24 protein-coding genes are annotated in these 20,398 nt (G+C 42.0%); 12 read left to right on the top strand and 12 right to left on the bottom strand.

Going from position 1 to position 20,398, the window contains the following annotated elements; all coding sequences use genetic code 11:
- Window positions 1-47: 47 nt before the first annotated feature.
- Window positions 48-473, bottom strand: coding sequence for a MarR family winged helix-turn-helix transcriptional regulator (locus tag RYH73_RS07705; protein ID WP_335312841.1), 426 nt, complete (start codon window positions 471-473; stop codon window positions 48-50).
- Between the two features lie 53 nt (window positions 474-526).
- On the opposite strand from RYH73_RS07705, the gene RYH73_RS07710 reads away from it, so the two are divergent.
- Window positions 527-2,779 (top strand): excinuclease ABC subunit UvrA, encoded by a 2,253-nt coding sequence (locus RYH73_RS07710; RefSeq protein WP_335312842.1) that lies wholly within the window; start codon window positions 527-529, stop codon window positions 2,777-2,779.
- A 144-nt stretch (window positions 2,780-2,923) separates the two neighbouring features.
- On the top strand, window positions 2,924-5,065 hold the full coding sequence (locus tag RYH73_RS07715; RefSeq protein ID WP_335312843.1) for an alpha-amylase family protein: 2,142 nt from the start codon (window positions 2,924-2,926) through the stop codon (window positions 5,063-5,065).
- A 75-nt stretch (window positions 5,066-5,140) separates the two neighbouring features.
- Here RYH73_RS07715 and RYH73_RS07720 read toward each other — a convergent pair whose 3' ends face one another.
- On the bottom strand, window positions 5,141-5,653 hold the full coding sequence (locus RYH73_RS07720; RefSeq protein ID WP_335312844.1) for a lipocalin-like domain-containing protein: 513 nt from the start codon (window positions 5,651-5,653) through the stop codon (window positions 5,141-5,143).
- Window positions 5,654-5,670: 17 nt separating this feature from the next.
- The gene (locus RYH73_RS07725; protein ID WP_335312845.1) at window positions 5,671-6,234 is read right to left on the bottom strand and encodes a short chain dehydrogenase; all 564 of its coding nucleotides are present in this window, start codon (window positions 6,232-6,234) and stop codon (window positions 5,671-5,673) included.
- Window positions 6,235-6,321: 87 nt separating this feature from the next.
- On the opposite strand from RYH73_RS07725, the gene RYH73_RS07730 reads away from it, so the two are divergent.
- Together RYH73_RS07730 and RYH73_RS07735 are read left to right on the top strand one after the other, a co-directional pair.
- Window positions 6,322-7,167, top strand: coding sequence for an AraC family transcriptional regulator (locus RYH73_RS07730; protein ID WP_335312846.1), 846 nt, complete (start codon window positions 6,322-6,324; stop codon window positions 7,165-7,167).
- Between the two features lie 68 nt (window positions 7,168-7,235).
- The gene (locus tag RYH73_RS07735) at window positions 7,236-7,592 is read left to right on the top strand and encodes a DUF4260 domain-containing protein (RefSeq protein ID WP_335312847.1); all 357 of its coding nucleotides are present in this window, start codon (window positions 7,236-7,238) and stop codon (window positions 7,590-7,592) included.
- Here the strand turns inward: RYH73_RS07735 and RYH73_RS07740 are convergent.
- Genes RYH73_RS07740 through RYH73_RS07750 form a run of 3 tightly spaced genes read right to left on the bottom strand, consistent with a single transcriptional unit; the run spans window position 7,589 to window position 8,966 of the window.
- Complete coding sequence (locus RYH73_RS07740) at window positions 7,589-8,167, bottom strand: TetR/AcrR family transcriptional regulator (protein ID WP_335312848.1); 579 nt, start codon at window positions 8,165-8,167, stop codon at window positions 7,589-7,591. The genes RYH73_RS07735 and RYH73_RS07740 overlap by 4 nt on opposite strands.
- A gap of 54 nt (window positions 8,168-8,221) precedes the next feature.
- Window positions 8,222-8,761 carry an SDR family NAD(P)-dependent oxidoreductase gene (locus RYH73_RS07745; protein WP_335312849.1) on the bottom strand — a complete coding sequence of 180 codons (540 nt, stop codon included), beginning with the start codon at window positions 8,759-8,761 and terminating at the stop codon, window positions 8,222-8,224.
- Entirely contained in the window at window positions 8,733-8,966 is a 234-nt protein-coding gene (locus tag RYH73_RS07750) for an SDR family NAD(P)-dependent oxidoreductase (RefSeq protein WP_335312850.1), read from the bottom strand. The genes RYH73_RS07745 and RYH73_RS07750 overlap by 29 nt, the downstream gene beginning before the upstream one ends.
- A 108-nt stretch (window positions 8,967-9,074) precedes the next feature.
- Here RYH73_RS07750 and RYH73_RS07755 point away from each other — a divergent pair, with 108 nt between their 5' ends.
- Window positions 9,075-9,419, top strand: a complete 345-nt coding sequence (locus tag RYH73_RS07755; protein ID WP_335312851.1) for a helix-turn-helix domain-containing protein — start codon at window positions 9,075-9,077, stop codon at window positions 9,417-9,419.
- Window positions 9,420-9,539: 120 nt separating this feature from the next.
- Here RYH73_RS07755 and RYH73_RS07760 read toward each other — a convergent pair whose 3' ends face one another.
- The gene (locus tag RYH73_RS07760; RefSeq protein ID WP_335312852.1) at window positions 9,540-10,076 is read right to left on the bottom strand and encodes a hypothetical protein; all 537 of its coding nucleotides are present in this window, start codon (window positions 10,074-10,076) and stop codon (window positions 9,540-9,542) included.
- 304 nt (window positions 10,077-10,380) lie between these two features.
- On the opposite strand from RYH73_RS07760, the gene RYH73_RS07765 reads away from it, so the two are divergent.
- The 4 genes from RYH73_RS07765 to RYH73_RS07780 all read left to right on the top strand — a co-directional run bounded on the left by RYH73_RS07765 (window position 10,381) and on the right by RYH73_RS07780 (window position 13,995).
- A complete protein-coding gene (locus tag RYH73_RS07765; protein ID WP_335312853.1) occupies window positions 10,381-11,301 on the top strand; it encodes a DUF6268 family outer membrane beta-barrel protein in 921 nt (306 codons plus the stop codon).
- Between the two features lies 1 nt (window position 11,302).
- Window positions 11,303-12,190 carry a lysophospholipid acyltransferase family protein gene (locus tag RYH73_RS07770; protein ID WP_335312854.1) on the top strand — a complete coding sequence of 296 codons (888 nt, stop codon included), beginning with the start codon at window positions 11,303-11,305 and terminating at the stop codon, window positions 12,188-12,190.
- A 254-nt stretch (window positions 12,191-12,444) separates the two neighbouring features.
- Entirely contained in the window at window positions 12,445-12,885 is a 441-nt protein-coding gene (locus RYH73_RS07775) for a hypothetical protein (protein ID WP_013667614.1), read from the top strand.
- A gap of 24 nt (window positions 12,886-12,909) precedes the next feature.
- Complete coding sequence (locus RYH73_RS07780) at window positions 12,910-13,995, top strand: DUF6695 family protein (protein ID WP_335312855.1); 1,086 nt, start codon at window positions 12,910-12,912, stop codon at window positions 13,993-13,995.
- Window positions 13,996-14,093: 98 nt separating this feature from the next.
- On the opposite strand, the gene RYH73_RS07785 is transcribed toward RYH73_RS07780, so the two are convergent.
- On the bottom strand, window positions 14,094-14,723 hold the full coding sequence (locus tag RYH73_RS07785) for a nitroreductase family protein (RefSeq protein ID WP_130855267.1): 630 nt from the start codon (window positions 14,721-14,723) through the stop codon (window positions 14,094-14,096).
- Window positions 14,724-14,828: 105 nt separating this feature from the next.
- On the opposite strand from RYH73_RS07785, the gene RYH73_RS07790 reads away from it, so the two are divergent.
- A complete protein-coding gene (locus RYH73_RS07790; protein WP_335312856.1) occupies window positions 14,829-15,197 on the top strand; it encodes a winged helix-turn-helix transcriptional regulator in 369 nt (122 codons plus the stop codon).
- Window positions 15,198-15,224: 27 nt separating this feature from the next.
- Here RYH73_RS07790 and RYH73_RS07795 read toward each other — a convergent pair whose 3' ends face one another.
- The 4 genes from RYH73_RS07795 to RYH73_RS07810 form a co-directional block, all read right to left on the bottom strand.
- On the bottom strand, window positions 15,225-15,644 hold the full coding sequence (locus RYH73_RS07795; protein ID WP_335312857.1) for a putative toxin-antitoxin system toxin component, PIN family: 420 nt from the start codon (window positions 15,642-15,644) through the stop codon (window positions 15,225-15,227).
- Window positions 15,625-15,855, bottom strand: coding sequence for a type II toxin-antitoxin system VapB15 family antitoxin (vap15, locus tag RYH73_RS07800; protein WP_289551823.1), 231 nt, complete (start codon window positions 15,853-15,855; stop codon window positions 15,625-15,627). The genes RYH73_RS07795 and vap15 overlap by 20 nt, the downstream gene beginning before the upstream one ends.
- Window positions 15,856-16,011: 156 nt before the next feature.
- On the bottom strand, window positions 16,012-16,878 hold the full coding sequence (locus RYH73_RS07805; protein ID WP_335312858.1) for an SDR family oxidoreductase: 867 nt from the start codon (window positions 16,876-16,878) through the stop codon (window positions 16,012-16,014).
- A gap of 77 nt (window positions 16,879-16,955) precedes the next feature.
- Window positions 16,956-17,525 (bottom strand): Crp/Fnr family transcriptional regulator, encoded by a 570-nt coding sequence (locus RYH73_RS07810; protein ID WP_335312859.1) that lies wholly within the window; start codon window positions 17,523-17,525, stop codon window positions 16,956-16,958.
- 41 nt (window positions 17,526-17,566) lie between these two features.
- Here RYH73_RS07810 and RYH73_RS07815 point away from each other — a divergent pair, with 41 nt between their 5' ends.
- Entirely contained in the window at window positions 17,567-17,815 is a 249-nt protein-coding gene (locus tag RYH73_RS07815) for a hypothetical protein (RefSeq protein WP_335312860.1), read from the top strand.
- 184 nt (window positions 17,816-17,999) lie between these two features.
- On the top strand, window positions 18,000-20,360 hold the full coding sequence (locus tag RYH73_RS07820; protein WP_335312861.1) for an ABC transporter permease: 2,361 nt from the start codon (window positions 18,000-18,002) through the stop codon (window positions 20,358-20,360).
- The last annotated feature ends 38 nt before the right edge of the window (window positions 20,361-20,398 follow it).

Consider the following 20,398-nt stretch of genomic DNA (forward strand, 5'->3'; position numbering starts at 1 on the left):
CCTCTCGTTGCTTCACATCTTTGGTAGAAAAAGAAACGTTGACGCCGCTATCCCAATTTTATTTGGGTCAGTACTTTTCCCAATAAGCGTGCTAAATCTTGCAGCTCCTTTTTCGTTAGGATGGTACTTGCCTGTTTGGTAACCTGTCCACGGAAACTCTCCGAAGCATCTATGAGCAGTTTTCCTTTATCGGTAGCTTTCAGGTAGAAAATCCGTCGATCTTCCTCACTTTGTACCTGCGATAGGAGATCATTCTCCACCAAAAATTTTACCTGCCGGGATATGGCCGGTGCACTGATCCCAAATTCTACCGCCAGTTTTTTGCCCGTCATCTTTCCCTTGCGGTATATATACTCCACCAAATTATAGTGCGTCGCTGTGATCCCATTAAAATCACCTTTGTTCATATTGGCCAATATATAGCACTGGAAATCTGTAAAAACCTCAAAAAACCGCTCTTGATCTTTTGTCATAAAAACAAAAATTGATTAACTTAGTTAACTATTAACAAAGTTAATAAAAAAAGATGTCTTCGATCAAAATCATTCATGCGCGTCAGAACAACCTTAAAAACATTTCCCTTGAGATTCCAAAAAAAAGCATCACCGTGTTTACAGGTGTATCCGGTTCGGGCAAATCCTCTTTGGTATTTGAAACCATCGGTGCCGAAGCCCAACGGCAAATTAACGAAACGCAGAACAGTTTTGTCCGAAACCGCTTACAGCACTATGGCGTGGCAGATGTAGACCGGATTGAAAATCTCAATGTTCCCGTCATTATCAATCAAAAAAAATTAGGAGGCAATGCACGCTCTACCGTTGGCACCGCGACCGACGTATACGCACCTTTAAGGTTGTTATTTTCGCGGATGGGTGAACCCTTTGTAGGTTACTCCACGGTATTTTCGTTTAACAATCCACAAGGGATGTGTCTACAATGTGAGGGTTTAGGTTTTGTCCAGACCGTCAATGTGTCAACGCTTATTGATAAAGAGAAGTCATTGAACGAAGGGGCCATTTTGTTCCCGACCTTTCAGCCGGGCGGCTGGCGTTGGACACGCTATGTATATGCCGGCTATTTTGATAACAATAAAAAATTAAAAGACTATAGCGAAGACGAGTGGAATATTCTCCTTTACGCTAGCGAACACAAGCCTCCGCACCCCGACAAGAATTGGGGGAAAACCGTTAAATATGAGGGTGTGATTCCGCGGATAGAGCAAGCCTTTTTACGAAAAGATGCCAAGGAATACCATACACGTAAAAATGCCTTAAAACAAGTGATAAGCACCCAAATCTGTCCGTCCTGTAAAGGGCAGCGATTGAACAAGAAAGTACTTTCTTGCAAAATAAATGGGAAAAACATAGCTGAATGCACCGCTATGGCTGTTGATGAGTTATTGCCTTTTATTGACAGTATACAATCCGAAACCTATACCGTAATTCTTCAGGAAATAGCAAAAAAATTGGAGAATATCCGTGATATCGGCTTACAATATCTGACCTTGGACCGACGAACAGATACGCTATCCGGCGGCGAGTCGCAACGGATTAAAATGGTCAAATACCTCGGAAGCAGCTTGGTTGATTTACTTTATATTTTTGATGAACCCAGTATTGGTTTACATCCAAAAGATGTTCAGCATATTGCTTCGATTATCCATCGGATAAAGGATAAAGGAAACACCGTTCTGATCGTAGAACATGATCCCGATTTGATCAAAATTGCCGATCAGGTGGTGGATATGGGACCTGGATCGGGTAAAAACGGTGGTGAAATCATTTATCAGGGCAGCTTTGCCGATCTCAAGCAATCGCCGGGAAAAACCGGACGTTATTTTGCACAGCGTCCCTCTTTCAATAAAAATCCACGCCCGGCAAGGAGATACATGGACATTGAACATGCCACCAAAAACAATTTAAAAAATGTTTCTGTACGCATACCCAAGGGGCTATTGACGGTCGTTACAGGTGTTGCAGGTTCTGGAAAAAGCACCTTGATTCATGGTGTACTTCCGAATTTTTATCCGCAAGCTACGGTTATCGATCAATCTGCTTTTGTAACTAGCATTCGGTCCAATGTGTTGACCTACCTTCATTTGTCGGATACCGTTAGAAAGCTTTTCGCTGAGGCAAATCAAGTATCGGAAAAGCTATTTAGCAGGAACAGCGAAGGAGCCTGCAAAAACTGCAAAGGCTTGGGGGTAGAGAAAATTGATCTTGCTTTCATAGACGATATAGAACAAACTTGTGAGATATGCGGCGGTTCAGGATACGATCCAGCGGTTTTGCAATATACTTATCATGCGCTGAACATTGCCGATGTCATGAAGTTAACCATTACCGATGCCCGCTCATTTTTCCCGGAGACCTTGTTTTCGAAGGCTTTCAATTTGTTAATTCAGTTGGGATTGGAATACCTGACGCTCGGCCAGCGACTGGATACATTCTCCGGCGGGGAAAGACAAAGACTAAAATTGACCAAAGAGCTAAACGGTTCAGGCCATATCCTTATTTTGGATGAACCCAGCACAGGTTTACATCCCAACGATACACAAAAGCTGCTGGCTTTTCTGAACAACTTGGTTGATCAAAACAATACACTTATTGTCATCGAGCATAACCTTGATATTATTGCACAAGCAGACTGGATCATTGATATCGGACCCGGTGCCGGGAAATACGGTGGTGAAATTGTGTTTGAAGGAACGGTACAGCAGCTGTTGAAAAATAAAACGAGTGCAACAGCTCGCTACCTCCGTCAGTATTTAATGATTTGACTCACCTTCGGGCTAGCGCTCATCTCGATGAGTAATATCTTGAAAAACGAGGAAATAAATAAACAAAGACCTTCAAATTTATTAACTTTATCAATCGACATCCAAGGGCAACGACTAAATATAGCATAGCCCCGTAAACCAATTATGATGAGCATATCCATAAAGATCTTAAATAAGTCCTATCATTTTATCCTTGTATTATTATTTATAGCCCCTCATCTGCTGTTAGGTCAAGTTGAAGATACCGCTTGGTGGAGACGCAACAACCTGCGGGTTATCCAGACAAATCTCCCCGCTTTTACCGCCGAACATATCGAACCGAAGGCCTTTGTAGAACAGCTAGTGGCCGCATCGGCTAACACGCTGATCATCAACGCCGGCGGCATCATGGCTTTTTATCCTACTGCTCTTCCCTATCATTACCGAAACCCCTATGCCGCCGACAGTCTGTTGAGTGATATCATTTATCGTTGCCACGAGCAAGGTATACGTGTTATTGTACGCGTAGATTTCAGCCGGCTTCATAAATCTATTTTTGAACAGCATCCAGATTGGTGCTATCTATCTGCCAAAGGCGAACGTATGGTTAACGATGATATTTACGTAGTTTCTATCAATGCGCCTTATGTCCAGGAAAAATCATTTGAAATCGTCCGTGAAATCATCGATCGCTATCCAATCGATGGTATCTTCCTGAACATGCCGGGCTACCAAACCAATAATGCCTATATTGGGAAATACTACGGCATCGATCACAATCCTTACGATCAGCAACGCTTTAAAGCATTCAGTGGTGGTATGGATTTACCCGAGAAGGAAGATGCCGAGGATCCGCTGTTTAAAAGATACCAGGCCTTCAAACAGATGACATTAGACGACTGGGCAGAGAAATTACATACATTGGTCAAAACCAAGAATCCCGCCATCGCCATTTGCACCTATACCGATCAATATGTAGACATTATCCGTCATGAATCGCAAAGCAATACCAGCCTGCCCTATTGGCCTTACAATGCATCTGACAATGTCAGCAATGCCATGGGCTCCTACCCATCGCACATTATCAGCAATGCATCCATTCAGCAGATTTCCTTTCAATCGCGCTTCAACAGCGTAGGGCCCGAAGAGGTTCGCATCAGGTTATATGAGAACATGGCCAATGGATCCGGATTAGATATCAGCATGATGGGGGAATTCAACCGTAATACCGATCCGCGCAACTTTCCCGTTATTCGTTCAATTTACGGGTTCCATAAAACACATGAGGCCTATTACGGAAACTATCAGTCGCTCGCCAACGTATTGGTACTCTCCCCCGGGTTATGGGCCCATGGCATCGAAGGAGAAGAATACCGGGGCATCCAGCTGATGCTGAAAGAGGCCCATATTCCTTTTGACATAATGGAATACCATCGCCCGCATGCACAATCAGACAGGCTTGCGCAATATGAAGTTATCATTATTCCCGGCATCCCTTCTTTGGATAGCCTGGATATAAAAGCCCTGTCGATTGCAGCAAAAAACGGCGTCCGACTATTAGCAACCGGAGCCGCTTTTGTGCAGCATCCCTCCTTTCTGAAAGCACAATTTGGGGCCTCTTTAGTAGCAGCAAATCAGGAAAGTGCGGGCAACTACCTGCAAGTTGATGATACCTCCGTTTTTCGAACGTTGGGCGGTCAACAAATGATTCATTTAGCCTATCCGATGGCGCTTTACACCTTCGATCCATCGCTTAGCAGCTACCTGCCCATCCTCGGCAAAGGTCGGCCCGGTCCACCTGAAATTGTAGGTGGGCATGAACCCATCGGCCATCAAGCGCTCGTCATCAACGGGATCGGTAAAAACAAGCATGCCCTTCTTACACCCGCTATCGGACGTCACTATTACCTGAAAGGCTATGAGCAACACAAAGCGCTATTTCTAAACACCCTATCGGCAATCTACCCAGAAGCCCAAAATCTGTTAAAAACCGATGCTCCCGAACGTGTAGAGCTGATATGGAAGCAATATGCACTTAACGATCGTACAAATCGTTCGGTCAATTTTCAGGCCGACGGGCATATTTTGCACCTGATCAATTTAACGGGCTTCAGTGGCAACAGCTATTTTAAACCGAGTGATTTACACGGTATAAACGTTGACATTGTCTTAGCCGAAAAACCAAGTGAGATCCGCTTGTTAAAAGCGAATCAACCCCTGGATTTCGCCTGGAAAGATGGTAGATTACGCTTCACGGTACCCACGCTTTCTGATTATGAAGCCGTTGTGGTAAAAAACAGCGATTGATCCTCTCGAAGGCTCTTTATTGCGTTCATAAATACGGTCCTTTTTGTCTGCGCGCTTAGGTGAAAAGTGCGAGCATCAATGGGCAGGATTTTTCTTCCAAACCACGGTTGCAGTAACAGCTCCTCCATTCGTTGTATTGGTCACAACATAACGCAGCATATTGTCTTCAAGTTTGTAAGAACGCACCTGTGCAATGCCCTCCCAGTTAGGATAAAAAGCGTGCTGCACATGGAAGGTAATTGTGTGCTTTTCGGGCTCGACAGAATAGGTGCCAAAATGCGAATTATTGCCTTGCACCAGCGCACTGTTTTCATCCGGTGTAGCCTTATTCTTATCGCCTGCCTTAACTTTTGGACGAGTGGCTTTTAAAATTTGTATCGCATAATCACCTTTTTCGGTGAGCACAAGTAAACCTACGGGGTTTTGACCGTAAGGCTGTATTTTGCTTCCATCGATGTTGGTGTTTTCTACTGCTATCAAAGACCATGTACCAACAAATTGCTTTCTGATTTCTTTTGACAAGTCTAGGTCTTGTGCCTGCAATGCGGTAAATCCCATTATAAAGGCAGCCCAAATTAAGTGTTTCATAACTTCTATTTGTTTTTTTAATGGTAACCAATTCTTATGATTTCTCCGTTGACCGAAGTTTCAATGCTTTTTAAGTAGCCTTTGATCAAATTTTCGGCAGTAATATCTGTGATTTTTGAAGGACTGATCACATTGATCCGTATACCTCTTGGCATTTCCAATGCAGCCGCTATTACAAAGCTATTTACAGCGCCATTTGTTACGGCTTTGCCTGATGAGCCTTTAGCAGGATTTTCACCCATTTTACCTGATATGAGTGTAAATGAGCCGTTGTCATTCATGTGTTTCAAACCAACAATTACCAGATTTATTTGCGCCAATAATTTTTGTTGCAAACCGACAAAATATTTTTCATCCGTCATGGAAAATAAGTCGCCCGTAACACTATCACCTGCAGCACAAACAATTGCATCAATGGCACCTATTTGTGCAAATAGATTTTCAAGGGAAGCGCTGGAAGAAATGTCTACCGAAACTTCTCCACTGTTTCTACCGGCTGTAGTTACTTTGTGTCTTTGTTCCAAGATGGGTGTAATAATTTTTCCGATATGACCATTTGCACCGATAATTAAAATTTTCATTTGCTTACAATTTAATAACACAAAAATATTCAAGAAACAGCCCTTTAGATTTGTACTATTTTACATTTTTTTTGTACTTTGACGTCTATGAAAGGTGAAATTCTATACAGGCCCTACGAAATAGAATGGAAAGAAATGCAACGCTTTTCTAAACATGCAAAGCGTAACAATTTTTTTGAATTAATTTATGTAATAGACGGAACAGGCATTCAGCTAGTAAACAAAAACAGGTTTAACTACCGCAAAGGCAACTTATTTTTACTAACCCCACAGGATGTATATTCGTTTCATATTAATACGCCAACAACTTTCTTTTTTCTCCGTTTCAATGAATTATTTGTAAAAGAAAAAGTTGGCAAAGACAAAGATACCGTAAACAAGGTGGAGTATATTTTACAGAATGCCAGTCACCGCCCGGGATGCATTTTAAAGAATAAAGTGGACAAGCCATTGATCGCATCGCTTATTGAAAGCATCTTAAACGAACAAATCAATCAACAGTTGTACTACGATCGTATTACCGAACAAATTGTTAACACCATCATTACTATTGTGGCCAGAAATATTGCTTTGAAACTTCCAAAGAACATAAAAGAAAGCACCGGTGAACCCGTATTAGAAATATTGCACTATATTCAGGAGAATATTTTTGATCAAGAAAATTTAAGAGCAGAGAAACTCAGTGGTCATTTTAATATATCGCTGAATTACTTGGGGCGTTACTTTAAAAAGCAAACAGGTGAAACCCTACAAAGCTATATTATCAATTATAAATTGAGACTGGTAGAGACCAGGTTGTTGCACAGTGATATGCGAATAAACGAAATTGCTTACGAACTTAATTTCGCTGATGAAAGTCATCTGAACCGCGTATTTAAAAAATACCGAGGGATGAATCCATCGGAGTTCAGAAAGACAAATAACATCCATTGAAAATTCAGCGACAACATTTGTACACATGAATACACAAATCGGTTACTTTTGAAAAGTAAATATAAAAAATGAACAAGCTTTTAAAACTGGAAGAACTGGGGCAATTTTTATTATCAATATTTCTGTTCAGTGAGCTGGACTACAGCTGGTGGGTTTTTCCTGCCTGTCTGCTCCTACCGGATTTCTCCATGTTAGGTTATGTGGTCAACGCGCAGCTAGGTGCCTGGATCTACAATTTTTTTCATCATAAGTTCTTGGCTATTGCCGTGTTGGTTTTAGGGTACTGGATGGATAATCAAGTCCTCAGCCTAGCGGGTGTCATTTTATTCGGGCATTCGGCGATGGATCGGGCACTGGGCTATGGATTGAAATTTAACGACGATTTTAAGCATACCCACCTGGGCTGGATAGGAAAGAAGGACTAATCTAAAACAGACAAGGCCGTTTCGATGACCCCTTCAAAAAACGGACGATCGCTCCTGATTTTGGAATAGACCCGCAACCCGGTGATGGTATTGCACAAAAAATGCGCAAGCACCGTCGGTTCTTTGGATACATTGATCTCTCCCTCCTCCTGCCCTTTTTTAATAGCTTTGATCAGGGCTTCTTCAATTAGCAGTTCATCCTCACGCAGTACCTTCTTGATTAATTCATCATGGGTAGCGAGCTCTACCTCCGTATTTACTTTGAAACATCCTTTGGGGCATTCGCTGCCCAGCCTATCCATAATCCCTATACGCAAGAGTGCTCTGATCCCCTCCTTAACAGAAGATGCATCTTCCAATGCTGCCTGGATTCGCCCGGTTGCCTCCTGTTGGTATTGCTCAAGTGCTTTTACAAACAGGTTATGCTTGTCGCCAAAAGCATGGTAAATGCTGGATCGTCCGATGCCAAGCCCATCTATTAAATCATATAAAGAAGTTGCATGATATCCTTTCTCCCAGAAGATGGAGATTGCCTTCTTTAATATCTCCTGCTCATCAAAGTCTTTTGTTCTCATAAAAAATAGCCTTGCCCAACAAAGGCAAAGCTATCGATTTTAATAGAAAAAACCTTACCTCAAGCCACCGCTCGCCAGCACAAGTTCTCCGGTTAACCATTTTGAATCGTCTGATGCCAAAAATGCCGCTACGGCTGCGATGTCATCAGGCTCACCAATACGGCGCAGCGGTGTCTCATTTGCCATGGCTTCTGCGAATTCGCTTCCTACAAAACCAGCAGCGCGCGAACCTTCGGTAGCGACCACCCCCGGATTGATCGAGTTTACGCGGATATTTCGAGGCCCCAATTCTTTTGACAACACCCGAGTAATTCCATCAACGGCACTTTTAGTAGCGGTATACACAGCACTGCCGGCAGGCGTAGCACTCGATACGACCGAACCAATATTGATGATGCTTCCTCCTTTTTCTTCAAAGCTATTCACCGCAATTTTCGATGCTAAAATTAGTCCCAATACATTGATATTAAACTGACGATGAAAGCTTTCTTCCGTAAATGCTTCAAGGGGGGCCCACTCATAGATCCCGGCGTTATTGACCAACACATCCAAACTACCGTATTGACTAAGCGTTTCCGCGAAAAGACGATCCACATGCATTGGATATATCCGCTTGAACGGCAATCGCTTTGCCCCCATTGTTTACAATTTCGGTAACTACCTTTTCCGCATCCGTTTGCGCAACACCATAGTTAACCACCACCGCAGCACCTTCTGCAGCCAGTTTTTTGGCGATCGCCGCGCCAATTCCTTTTGAGGCCCCGGTAACCAGGGCCACCTTATTTTCTAATTTTTTCATCTTATATTGAACCATTTGGTCCACAAAGATAACACCTAATTAGACTGATCGGTACAATTAAATATTATATGAAGAAGTCATGACAAATTAGGGTCGTTTTCACTGGCCGTGCGCCGTACCCTTATACCAATCGCGAAAAGCTTGTGTAATAATTTCTTTGTTTGCAATCTCCTCTTTGCAGTAGTTTTGAGCAGATGCGATAGAAAGCAGAAAACTTCGGGAGAATCAGCTGGATATTACCGGATTCTTAAAAAACGAACCGGTCAAAACGTGAGTACGCATATCAAAGGAAGACTTTTGGATGAATGTAAGGCATTTTTAATACAAACGACCTGGAGCTTGGAACAAATTAGCTATGCTGTGGGTTTTTCAGATCAGCCCAATTTCAATTTTTTCTTTAAAAAGAATACAGGATGTACCCCAAATGCATTTAGGAAAGGCGTTTTGCTATGATGGGGATGAGCATATCGATTTCATTTAGCTTTACTCAATGTATTGAGTAAAATCACTCAACGCATTGAGTAATTTTACAAACATGAACGAAAGAACTCATTTACAAAAACTTATAAATCATCAAGGTAATAAACTCAGCTCAAACGATTTGCACGGCCGCTGATAAATCCCATTATCACTCGCTTTGTAATAACTGGCCGTTTCTTGCGCAAGTTTACTATAAAAATTGAACGATTTTGGGTGACTACTACTAATAGCGATCGCACGAAAGCCACGTTCCCGATAGTGCGGCACGATAACACGCTGCAACCAATAAGATCCATAACCATTCCCCTTGCTCACAATATGAAAATATTTCAGCAGCAGGGTTCCCTCGTCGAGTTTTTTTGCGTCTCCCAGCTTTTCCAACATCCCGCCAACGATGAAAAGAACGCCCATCAGCTTGCCCTCTTTCTCCAAGGTATGTGGTTCAAGCCAAAGGCCATCAATGGCACTTAACTGTTCGATAAAGTTTACGGCATGGTAAAGCTCGTTGTAATCATCCCATTCATGCTGGAGCTTCCAATTTACATATTCACCAATAGGTAGTAAGAATCGATGCGCAAATGCGCGGTGGCGTACAAAGGAAACCCCGTCTTTTGTATGTAGAAGCTTCATGCTTTAAAATTATAAATATTCTGTTGTAAATGTTAGTCGAATTAAACTAATTAGCTTTTGAACATCCACGTTAACTTTCAGTTTCTTGCGCATGTTGTAAAAATTAGCTGACGTTAAACGGCTGCTACTGATCCTCATTCAGAAAACGCGCACTAGCTTCTTCGAATTTATTCTATCCAGTTCATACTACACTTCATCCCCCTGATGCTGAAGTCTACCAGCTACTGCTTTCCACATTGCTTCATTCACCCTTTTTTTGCTTCCTATATAATAAATAAATACAAATAAAAAACTTAAAAATCATATGAAGTTCATATCATTCTGGTTAACAACGTTAGCCATATTATTATATCTCGAAGGCAAAGCGCAAGAAGTGTCTTTCAGAACCGAGTATATTGGAAATTCAGGTTATTATTATCTGCCTCCAGGTGAAAAACCACGAGAAAAAATCGGTAATAGCAAAGGCTCCGCCATGGTCTATCAAGGAGCTGTCAACATTCCCTTATCCATGAAACTGAATGAAAAGAATCGTCCCACAGCTTGGGGGATTGGCCTTGGCGGATCATACGTCTCCTTGAAAAACAGGAATTTTTCAGATGACATGGTTTCCGAAATCATGAATATACAACTCGGGGTTTACCATCTACGTCCGTTAAATGACCGATGGTCTATGCGGGCAAGCCTCGGAGCCGGTATATTTGCTCCCACTACTGATTTCTCCAAGCTGACATTTAAGAATGTGCTTGGAAGCGGGGGCCTTGTTTTTATCCGGCACCTGAAACCGAATCTGGATATAGGCGGTGGTGTATCTATCAATAGTTCTTTAGGCTACCCCATGATATTCCCTGCGGTTTATGTTAAATGGAAGCTTCACGGAAAATACGATGTCAATGTAGAAGTGATCGAAGGCCTAGAGTTATCAGCAGGCTACGATTTCAACGATCGGTTCAAACTATCTTATGCCATTGAAATGAACGGGCAAGTCGCCTTGTTGAAAAAAGATGGCAAAGACATGATCTTTTCACACCAGTATATTGTTACAGGCTTTCGTCCCGAGCTCAAGGTCGGTAAAACCGGATTAACCATGACCGGTATGGTCGGCTTAAATCTATACCGTCCGGCTGCATACAGCGAGCGGACTTTGAAGGGTGTATTTGCATCCGATAATGACTACTTTTTTTCTGTTTCACCCTACGCATCTATTGGCTTAAAGTTGAAACTTTAGTATGAATCCGAAGCAGATACTACAACATATTGCTTACAGAAGTGCTTATGCAGGCCTATACATTATAAGCCTGCTACCGATGAAATTGCTGTATGCAATGGGGGCCATCGCTTATTTTCTTGCCTATTATATCATCGGCTATAGAAAAGAAGTCGTCATCCAGAATATTGCACGCGCTTTTCCGGATAAGCGATACGGAGAAGTCCATGCAATTGTAAAAAAGTTCTACACGTGTTTTACAGCCTATTTTGCTGAAATCGTCAAAAGCATTTCCGTTTCGACTGAAGTGCTTGACAATAAAATTGTATTTGAGAACCTGGAATTAATCGATCAGTACATAGCCTCCGGACGAGATGTTATTGCCTGCCTGGGTCATTGCGGAAATTGGGAGATGCTGAATTTTATGCCTTATAAGATGCAATACGACATATATGCCGTTTACAAACCCCTTCGCTCAACCACGATGAATAAGCTGATGATCAGATTCCGGTCTCGTTTTGGCATGAAGTTAATACCTGATAGAGCGGTTGTACGTCAAATACTAGCTAAAAGTTCAGGCCCGGCCGTCTATCTATTCCTTGCCGACCAATGTCCGCCGATGAAAGAAGAAAAATTCAGGTTCACTTTCTTGCACCAGGATACCTACTTTTTTTCAGGCATGGAGAAATTGGCACAAACGAGTCGATCGGCCGTCATCTACCTGCATATTACACAGCTCTCTAAAGGGAATTACAAGATAGCCTGTATGCCGGTATGTTCCGAAGCGGTGTCGATGCATGAGGGCGAGATAACCCAAAAATATATGAACCTCTTAACCGAAAACATCAAAGAAGAACCCTATGGTTGGTTATGGACACACAAGCGATGGAAAGGATCGCCATCTAGCTGATACCCACCATTAAATTTATAGCATCCCAGATAACAGCGGCTAAAAATCTTTAGCATAAAACATTTTTGATAATGAAATATCCATGATTACCAAAGACAAACACAAAATAATCTGGATATTCCATATGGCCTTTAAAAGAGAAGTCATTTACATATGAACCCGACATGATTAAAAATAATCATTAAGCACACAGGGCAATGATTATTTTAATCATCAAAGGCTCCATCTGACAACTAAAAACAAAAAATAAACAGATGAAATATTTATTAGTTGGAGATAGCGGACAAGAAGAACAAATGTTACTCGACCATCTTGCAGCGTTTTTTTGGAACAATGGACACGAAGTGTATAGCCGTACCAGTTTAGGCAATGAAATCAATTATCAAAACATGCTAACATGCTGTGACTATATCGTTTTGCTGACCTTTCGAGATTATCCAACAGCATCATTCTTCGAACGCGGGCAGGCAGTATATGAACATGTTGGCTTAACGAAAAAGCTTCACAAAAAAATTATGCTGGTTTTTTCCAAAAATGGTGTCTATACCAATGCGATTCCATTTCCACATAAAATTTTCCATTTTGAGCACTTGAACAAAAAAGAATTAAGCCGTTTCTTCCGTTGGGGCACGAAATTAAATCTATTTATCAAACATTCACCGCATAGGGGTTACCGAAACTTCATCTTCCTTTAAAGTCTAACATAAAAAGAGAATATCATGCAGTCAACGATCACCTACAATGATATGGCCCTTATTTTAACATGGCCGGATACCACTATCCGTGGAGACGAAAAGTGGATGTTGTTTTTAAAGAAAATTGGCATCGTAAAAAACTTAAATTTTAAAGTAGGTCATACCGGTATTGTTATCATTAAACGAGAAACCGGCGAAATGCTCTTCTATGACTTCGGACGATATATCACGCCCCGGCAATATGGTCGAGCTCGTTCTAAATTTTCAGACCCTCGCCTAGCGATTACGATTAAGGCGAAATTTGAAGGCCGTACTATTGTCAACCTTGAAGAAATCGCAACGCAGTTTGAAGCATTGAAACCTGCCATGTATGGAGAAGGTATTCTTTATTTTGCTATTGCTCGTGGTATTAATTTCGAACGCGCCAAAGCTTACGGAGACGATTGCGTACTTCACGGTGCATATCCTTACGGTGCCATCGCCCGCAACAACAATAATTGTTCACGATTTATTGTCCGCATGCTTGCTCGGTGTTCCAAGCGCTACAGCTGGCGACATACTATCAATTTCCCCGAAACAATTAAAGCAAGTCCCATCAGTAATTTAGTTAATGTAGTGCCAGATAGAATGATTTACTCATTTACACCCCATGAGGGCTTAAAACATGTTAAGATGAACCGTTGGCAGTCCGTTCGTTTTTTACTGAAAAAGCTAGGAGAGAATGTAAGCCAAAGAAAAGCCCGTCTTTTACCCGCCGACCACTCGGTTGGCCGCATGAACGCACCCTCAAAACCCATTACTGTGCCTAAAGAGGCACAGTATCTTGGAGGCGTGGGTGATGGAGCATGGTTCAGTATACAAGCCACTACTGGCGACAATGTCATCATTAAGCGGTTCACTTCGGAAGGAAAATTGGAGTATGTGATCCTTGGCGAAACAACCGAACCGGTTAACCTGTCACAACCTTTCGAAGTCACCTATGACAGTCACCTCCTCTTTACACATATCAAACAGCACAGAAAAAAGATTCGCATCAAGCATCTACAGCAACTGCCGGTAAACTACTCCCCGAGTGAATGGCGTTATAAGAATCTTCCCGTGGTTGGCTAAGAAGGCCGTCCCTGATCTTTTAAGCCAACTTGTCAATTTCCAGCTCATGGAAGTGTTGCGCAGCAATAGCAAGCGCCCCTACAGCCAGATTAAATCGTTTATGCTACAAAAGCAGAAAATTCTTCTATAGGCAACCTTACTTTTGGCATATCAACCAGGTAATCATTTTCCGCATCCCGATAGCCCAACGAAAGGATCACCGCCGTATGCAATCCCTTCTCCTTTAGCCCTAAAACCTCATCAAATTGGGCAGCATCAAAACCCTCCATGGGCGTAGAATCTATCTTCAATTCCGCAGCAGCCAGCAAGGCAGTACCCAAGCCAATATAAGCCTGTTTGCTAGCCCAGACGGCATTTGCTTCCGCTGTATTTGCACTGAAATAGTTAACTAGTTTTTCTGTAAAATTAGCCATCCCACCTTCCGGTAAATTCCGTTGCTTTTCGGCCATTTTTATATATTCTTCAATATATGTTGTGGATATCTCGTTGAAAGCCGCAAACACCAATAAATGAGAAGAATTTACAATCTGTCCGTTAAACGAACCTGCGCCCAATTTGGCCCTTATCTCCGGATTAGAAACTACCAAAACCCGATAGGGCTGTATTCCGCATGAAGAAGCGGTTAGGTTGATGGCTTCTAAAATCTGGTTGATCTTTTCCTCGCTAACTTTTTCTGTACTATATTTTTTGGTGGCGTAACGCCATTTTAAATGATTAATAAGTTCCATTGTATAAATTTTTATGTTTGCGATGCAAAGGTAAAGCAGAATTGTTTAAATTTGCCACTAAGTGACAAAAAGTAACAGTGACATTTGGGTAACCAAGGGACAAAAATGAAATCAGAAAGTATATTAATCGAAGACTGTAGCCAAACCGTATTGGCTATAAACGACACCATGGAAATCTTAGGTGGAAAGTGGAAGGTGCTTATTATCGCCTGCCTGTGCTACCAACCCATGCGCTATTCCGAATTACTGAAGAAAGTTCAGGGCATCTCCGGTAAGATGTTGAGTCGGGAGCTGAAGGAGCTTGAAGTAAACGGATTGATTGAACGAAATGTATTGGCCACTTCTCCTGTCTCGGTAGCCTATAAGATTACAAAGTACGGAAAATCATTAAAGCAATTGACGCAAACCATTGCCGAATGGGGACTTCAACACCGCGCACGTATTCTCAAAGACATGAGACAGGAAAAAGTTTAGGTGAAGCAATAATTGTTTTGTAAGATTCTATTTAATCAGTTTACTTTCAAAGGCTGTTGGCGTTAGTATTTGGGCTGTTTTAAACGGATTATGTTCTAAGAGATCTTTATCTCCCGTGACTAAAAAATCAGCTTTGGAAAAATCTATTAAATCTAATAGAAAATTGTCTTTGGGGTCTCTGCTAATTAAATGAGTTGATTTTATCTCAACGTTTTCACCAATTGTTTCCAACAAAACAATTAGTTCCTTCACACTTCCTTTCGGAAAATATTTTTTAAGTTTTTCACGGGCTGTTACAATTTTTATCTCCGTCAATAACTGCTCTGTAATTATAATCTTAATACGGCCGTCAACAATATATCTTTTTATTTTGGAGAGCTGCTTTCCTATTAAGAAACTAATCCAAACATTCGTGTCAAAAATTACTTTAACGCTTTTGTTTATCATATATTTCTTGCCTTACGCTTTCTACTTCTGCCGCAATTGTTTTTGCATCCAACTCGTTTGTTTTAAAGGTAGTCAACAACTGTTGGAGCTTTGAATCTATAACTTCTTTTTCCAATTCCTTGCTCAGCTTTATCTTCTGTTGCTTGGGCAACTGCTTAACCATGGAAAGTATCTGCTCAAAAGTGATATCTATTTGTAATGCCGTTTTCATTTCTAAAGCCGTTATTGTCTTCCAAATTTACATAAATTTATACTGATAAACAACGCTACTAGGAGAATTAGGCATCAAGTCGTATTCTCGTTTGCAGCCCAATTGATCTCTGTGATGGATTGCGGCAATACTCGCCGCAAACATCACCTTTTATACCTACAAACTCAATAAATCTTTCATTCCAAATGCTGTTAGCACTCGATCGTACTCAATCAGAACAGCATCGTTAGCCGCTTCAACAATTTTTCCTGTAGATGGGTCGGCAACAGTTCTTAAAGGCCGCTGTCCCTTAGGTAGATTGACTAGCTTTACCACGGCATCCGCAACATATTGAGGGTCAGGTTTTACTGTTTCAAATAGTTGACCGATAGCATTAAACATTTTTTCCGGAAATTCCGCTATCACTTTATAGCCGTCAACAACCGATGCATCAGATCCCGCTTGAATCTTTTGAGACATTTCAGTCGGGAAAGCCCCCGGTTGAATAATTGCTACATCCACCCCTAAAGGTCGTGCCTCATAATGCAAGCCTTCGCTTAATCCTTCCAAAGCGAACTTTGAAGCACCATACACGGCTGAAAAAGGAGGCGAGAACCTACCCCACCCACTCGAAACATTGATAATCAAACCTTCCGATTGTTTACGCATAAAAGGTAGGGCTAATTTCATCAACCTCCAAGGTGCGATAACATTCACATCAAAGACTCGCTGCACATCGGCCGGCGTAGCACTTTCAGCCACCCCGAATAGGGCAACACCCGCATTGTTTACCAACACATCGATGGTGCCTTCCTTCGCTATAACAGTGTCAAAAGCCTGCTTTACACTGGTTTCATCTGTCAGTGTAACATCCAAAACGGTGATATTGGCTACCTGCGATAACGCATTTGCTCTATCCGCATTCTTTCCCTCGGTGTCTCTCATGGTAGCATACACTTGATGTCCCAAGGCTGCCAAGCTATTGGCGGTAAGCCATCCAAATCCACTATTTGTTCCTGTAATTAATACGACTTTTTTGCTCATTTTTTTTTCAATTAATTAATGATACAAAGGTCGGTATCAAAAAAGAGGAAGCTTTTACCATTTGGTAAAAAGTGATCTCAACGGATATTTCTTCTTATTCGGCTCAATGATTGTTGGGTGATCCCCAGATAAGAAGCCACATGAGAAAGCGGCACACGGTTGACAAGGCCGGGAAATTGTTCAATGAACGATAAATAACGGGTGGTAGCATCTTCAGAAACCAGCGGACTTCTTCTTTCGATCGCTTTTAACAAACAGTTTTTGGTAATCTGAGTGATAATAGCGTCCCAGCCAACAATTGTATTTCCAATCTCATCCCAACTTTTCTTTGAAAAAACAAGCATTTTGCAAGGGGTAACAGCCTGTACATAATCAGAGGCCACTACTTGTGCCTCAAACTTTTGTTGGTCCGAAACAAAATTGTTCTCGTCTACGAACGAATGTGTAATCTCTTCGCCTTTGTTGTTATAATAGCAGAAACGAACAACACCCTCCAGAAGAAATCCAACATACTTGGGGGTTTTTCCGGCTTCAGAAAAATAGTCATCTTTATGAAGTTCCAGCGTTTTTGCTTTGCTCATAATGAAATCGGTTTGCTGTCTGTTCAAATTCCCAAACTGCAATACGTAATTGATAAACTCTTTCATACATTAAATTTCGAACTTATTATGGGGAATCCACTTACCATATGGTAAAAAGTTTTTTATCTTTTGGTTTATCAGTAGATGGCGTAGCGTTTAAATTGTCGCTTAATGGTAGCGACACCGCCAATTACTTTCTTTCCCGTAAAGAAAGTAATCAAAGAACCTCGTCGCTTCAAAATTTACGGGAACGGTGGTGCCTCCCACTGCCAGATGTAAATTTTGGAGGCGACATTTTTGAAAACCAACGGATATTGCTTTTAACCAAGCTTATTATCTTTAGCCATGAAACATAGCCATTTGGGCAGGAAGAATGGTATTTTGACGTTCACCACCGAGTAAGCTGTGCGCCAATGAACAATCACTGTTCGGAAACGAACACTTGCTGTTAAAAATCAAAGGCACAAACAACTAATAATCAAATCGATAAAAATTATGGCCTCATTTATGTTAAGCTAATATTCAATTAACGGGCTCGGTATGATAAAGAACTACATCAAAATTGCTTGGCGAAATCTGCTTAAAAACAAAGGGTATTCCATCTTGAACATAACAGGCTTGGCTATTGGTATGGCAGCTGCCATGCTCATCCTTTCCTGGGTACAAAACGAACGGAGTTTTGACCTGTTCCACCATAAAAAAGACCAGCTTTTTCTGGTAGGAAACCGAGCCGATTGGGGCGATAAACTTCAGGTGTGGTTCTATACGCCCAAGCCTTTGGGACCGGCGGCCAAAGCGGAATTTCCTGAAATAGCCCATTACAGCCGCTATTCCGATAACAGCTTCCTGTTCTCCGTGGGCGACAAGAAGCTGAAGGGCCAGGGCGCCTTTGTCGATTCCGCTTTCCTTTCCATGTTCGATTTTCCGTTGCTCGAAGGCGATAAGGAACATATCTTAAAAAGCCCCACAGAAATTGTCATTAGCCAAAGCCTGGCTAAACGCTTATTTGGCAAAGAAGAAGCACTGGGGAAAACGCTCAAAATAGATAGTGTCGATGTGGTGACCGTTTCCGGTGTTTTAGCCGATATGCCCGGCAATACCAGGTTCACCGATGTGGAGTTCCTGCTTCCCTGGAAATACATGGAAAAAATTGGGTATAGCGACGATTACTGGAGCAACAATTCCGTACAGACCTATGTAGAATTGAATCCGGGCATCAGCAAAGAGTTGATGGACAGGAAGATCAAGGACATCACTAAGCGTCATAACGGACCCGATGAAGACACCGAAGTTTTATTGCATGCACTCCCTGATTGGTGGCTTCGTTCCAAGTTTGAAAATGGAAAAATAGTAGGCGGACGCATTGATATGGTCAATCTTTTTACGCTGATCGCCTTTTTCATCTTGGTGATTGCCTGCATTAACTTTATGAATATCAGCACTGCCCGAAGTGAAAAAAGAGCGAAGGAAGTCGGCATTCGAAAAGTTGCGGGCGCCTATCGTGTATCACTGATCGGCCAGTTTTTAAGCGAATCTATTTTGATAGCCACCATCTCGGGTGTCATCGCCCTGTTTATTACCTGGTTAGCCCTACCCTCCTTTGGCAATTTAATCAGCCGGCGTTTGGCCGTTGATTTTGGTCATTTTCAATTTTGGCTGAACGCCATCGGTTTTATTTTGATCACCGGCTTGCTCGCCGGTAGTTTCCCGGCCTTTTTCCTTTCCTCCTTTCAACCTGTTAAAGTGTTAAAGGGCACCTTTAAACAAGCGAAGGCCACCTTTAGCCTTCGTAAAATCCTGGTAGTTATTCAGTTCACCATTGCCATCATCCTTATTATAAGCACCTTGGCCGTTCATAAGCAAATTCAATATGCAAAAGACAGGGAAAATGGTTACGATAAAAACAACCTCGTTTATATTATGGAGGAGGGGGAGGTATCCAAGAACAGCAAGCTCATCAAAAGCGAACTGCTCCGCGATGGTATAGCTGTATCAGTAACGCGTTCTAGTTGCCCTATTACCGAGAGTTGGAGCAACACCAATGGATTTGAATGGCAGGGAAAAGCACCAAACGATAAAACACTTTTCGACCGTATGTGTGCAGATGAGCAGCTTGTTAAAACGACCGGCCTTCAATTGGTAGCAGGAAGAGACATGGATCTAGCACAGTATCCTACCGATTCCACAGCAGTCCTTTTAAATGAAGCAGCGGTAAGACTTATGGGCTTCAAAGATCCCATCGGTCAATTGATCAAAGATAATGGCATTGAATGGCACGTGGTGGGTGTCGTGGCCGATTTCATTTCGCGCTCACCTTACGAACCCGTTGAGCCTGCCGTCATTGAAGGAGCCAAAGGATTTTTTAATGTCATGCATATTAAGTTTAATCCCTCTTTGTCAACCTCCGATGCCCTTGCTAAAACCGAAGCTATTTTTAAACGCTACAACCCCAATTATCCTTTCGCCTACAACTTTGTAGACAAAGCCTACGCCGCTAAATTCAAAGAATCAGAGCAGACGGGTACCATGGCAGCTTTATTTGCTTTTCTCACCATCTTTATCTCCTGTTTGGGTTTATTCGGACTAGCGGCTTATATGGCTGAAAATCGGACGAAAGAAATCGGTGTCCGAAAAGTACTGGGTGCATCGGTTTTTTCCATTACACGCTTGCTGTCCAAAGAATTTGCATGGTTGGTTATTATTTCCTGTCTAGTGGCGTTTCCTATTGCCTATTGGGCGATGGATAAATTTCTGCAAACTTATACCTACCGCATCTCTCTCGGCTGGGGTTTGTTCATCATAGCAGGAATGGGGGCACTTATACTGGCTTTACTCACGGTGAGTTCACAAGCCATTAAAGCGGCGATAGCCAATCCGATCGATTCGCTAAGAGATGAATAGGTAAATTTTGGATACTTTGGGATCCCAAAGTATCCAAA

It is taken from the genome of Olivibacter sp. CPCC 100613, from assembly GCF_036959255.1.
In the GTDB taxonomy this organism is placed as follows: domain Bacteria; phylum Bacteroidota; class Bacteroidia; order Sphingobacteriales; family Sphingobacteriaceae; genus Olivibacter.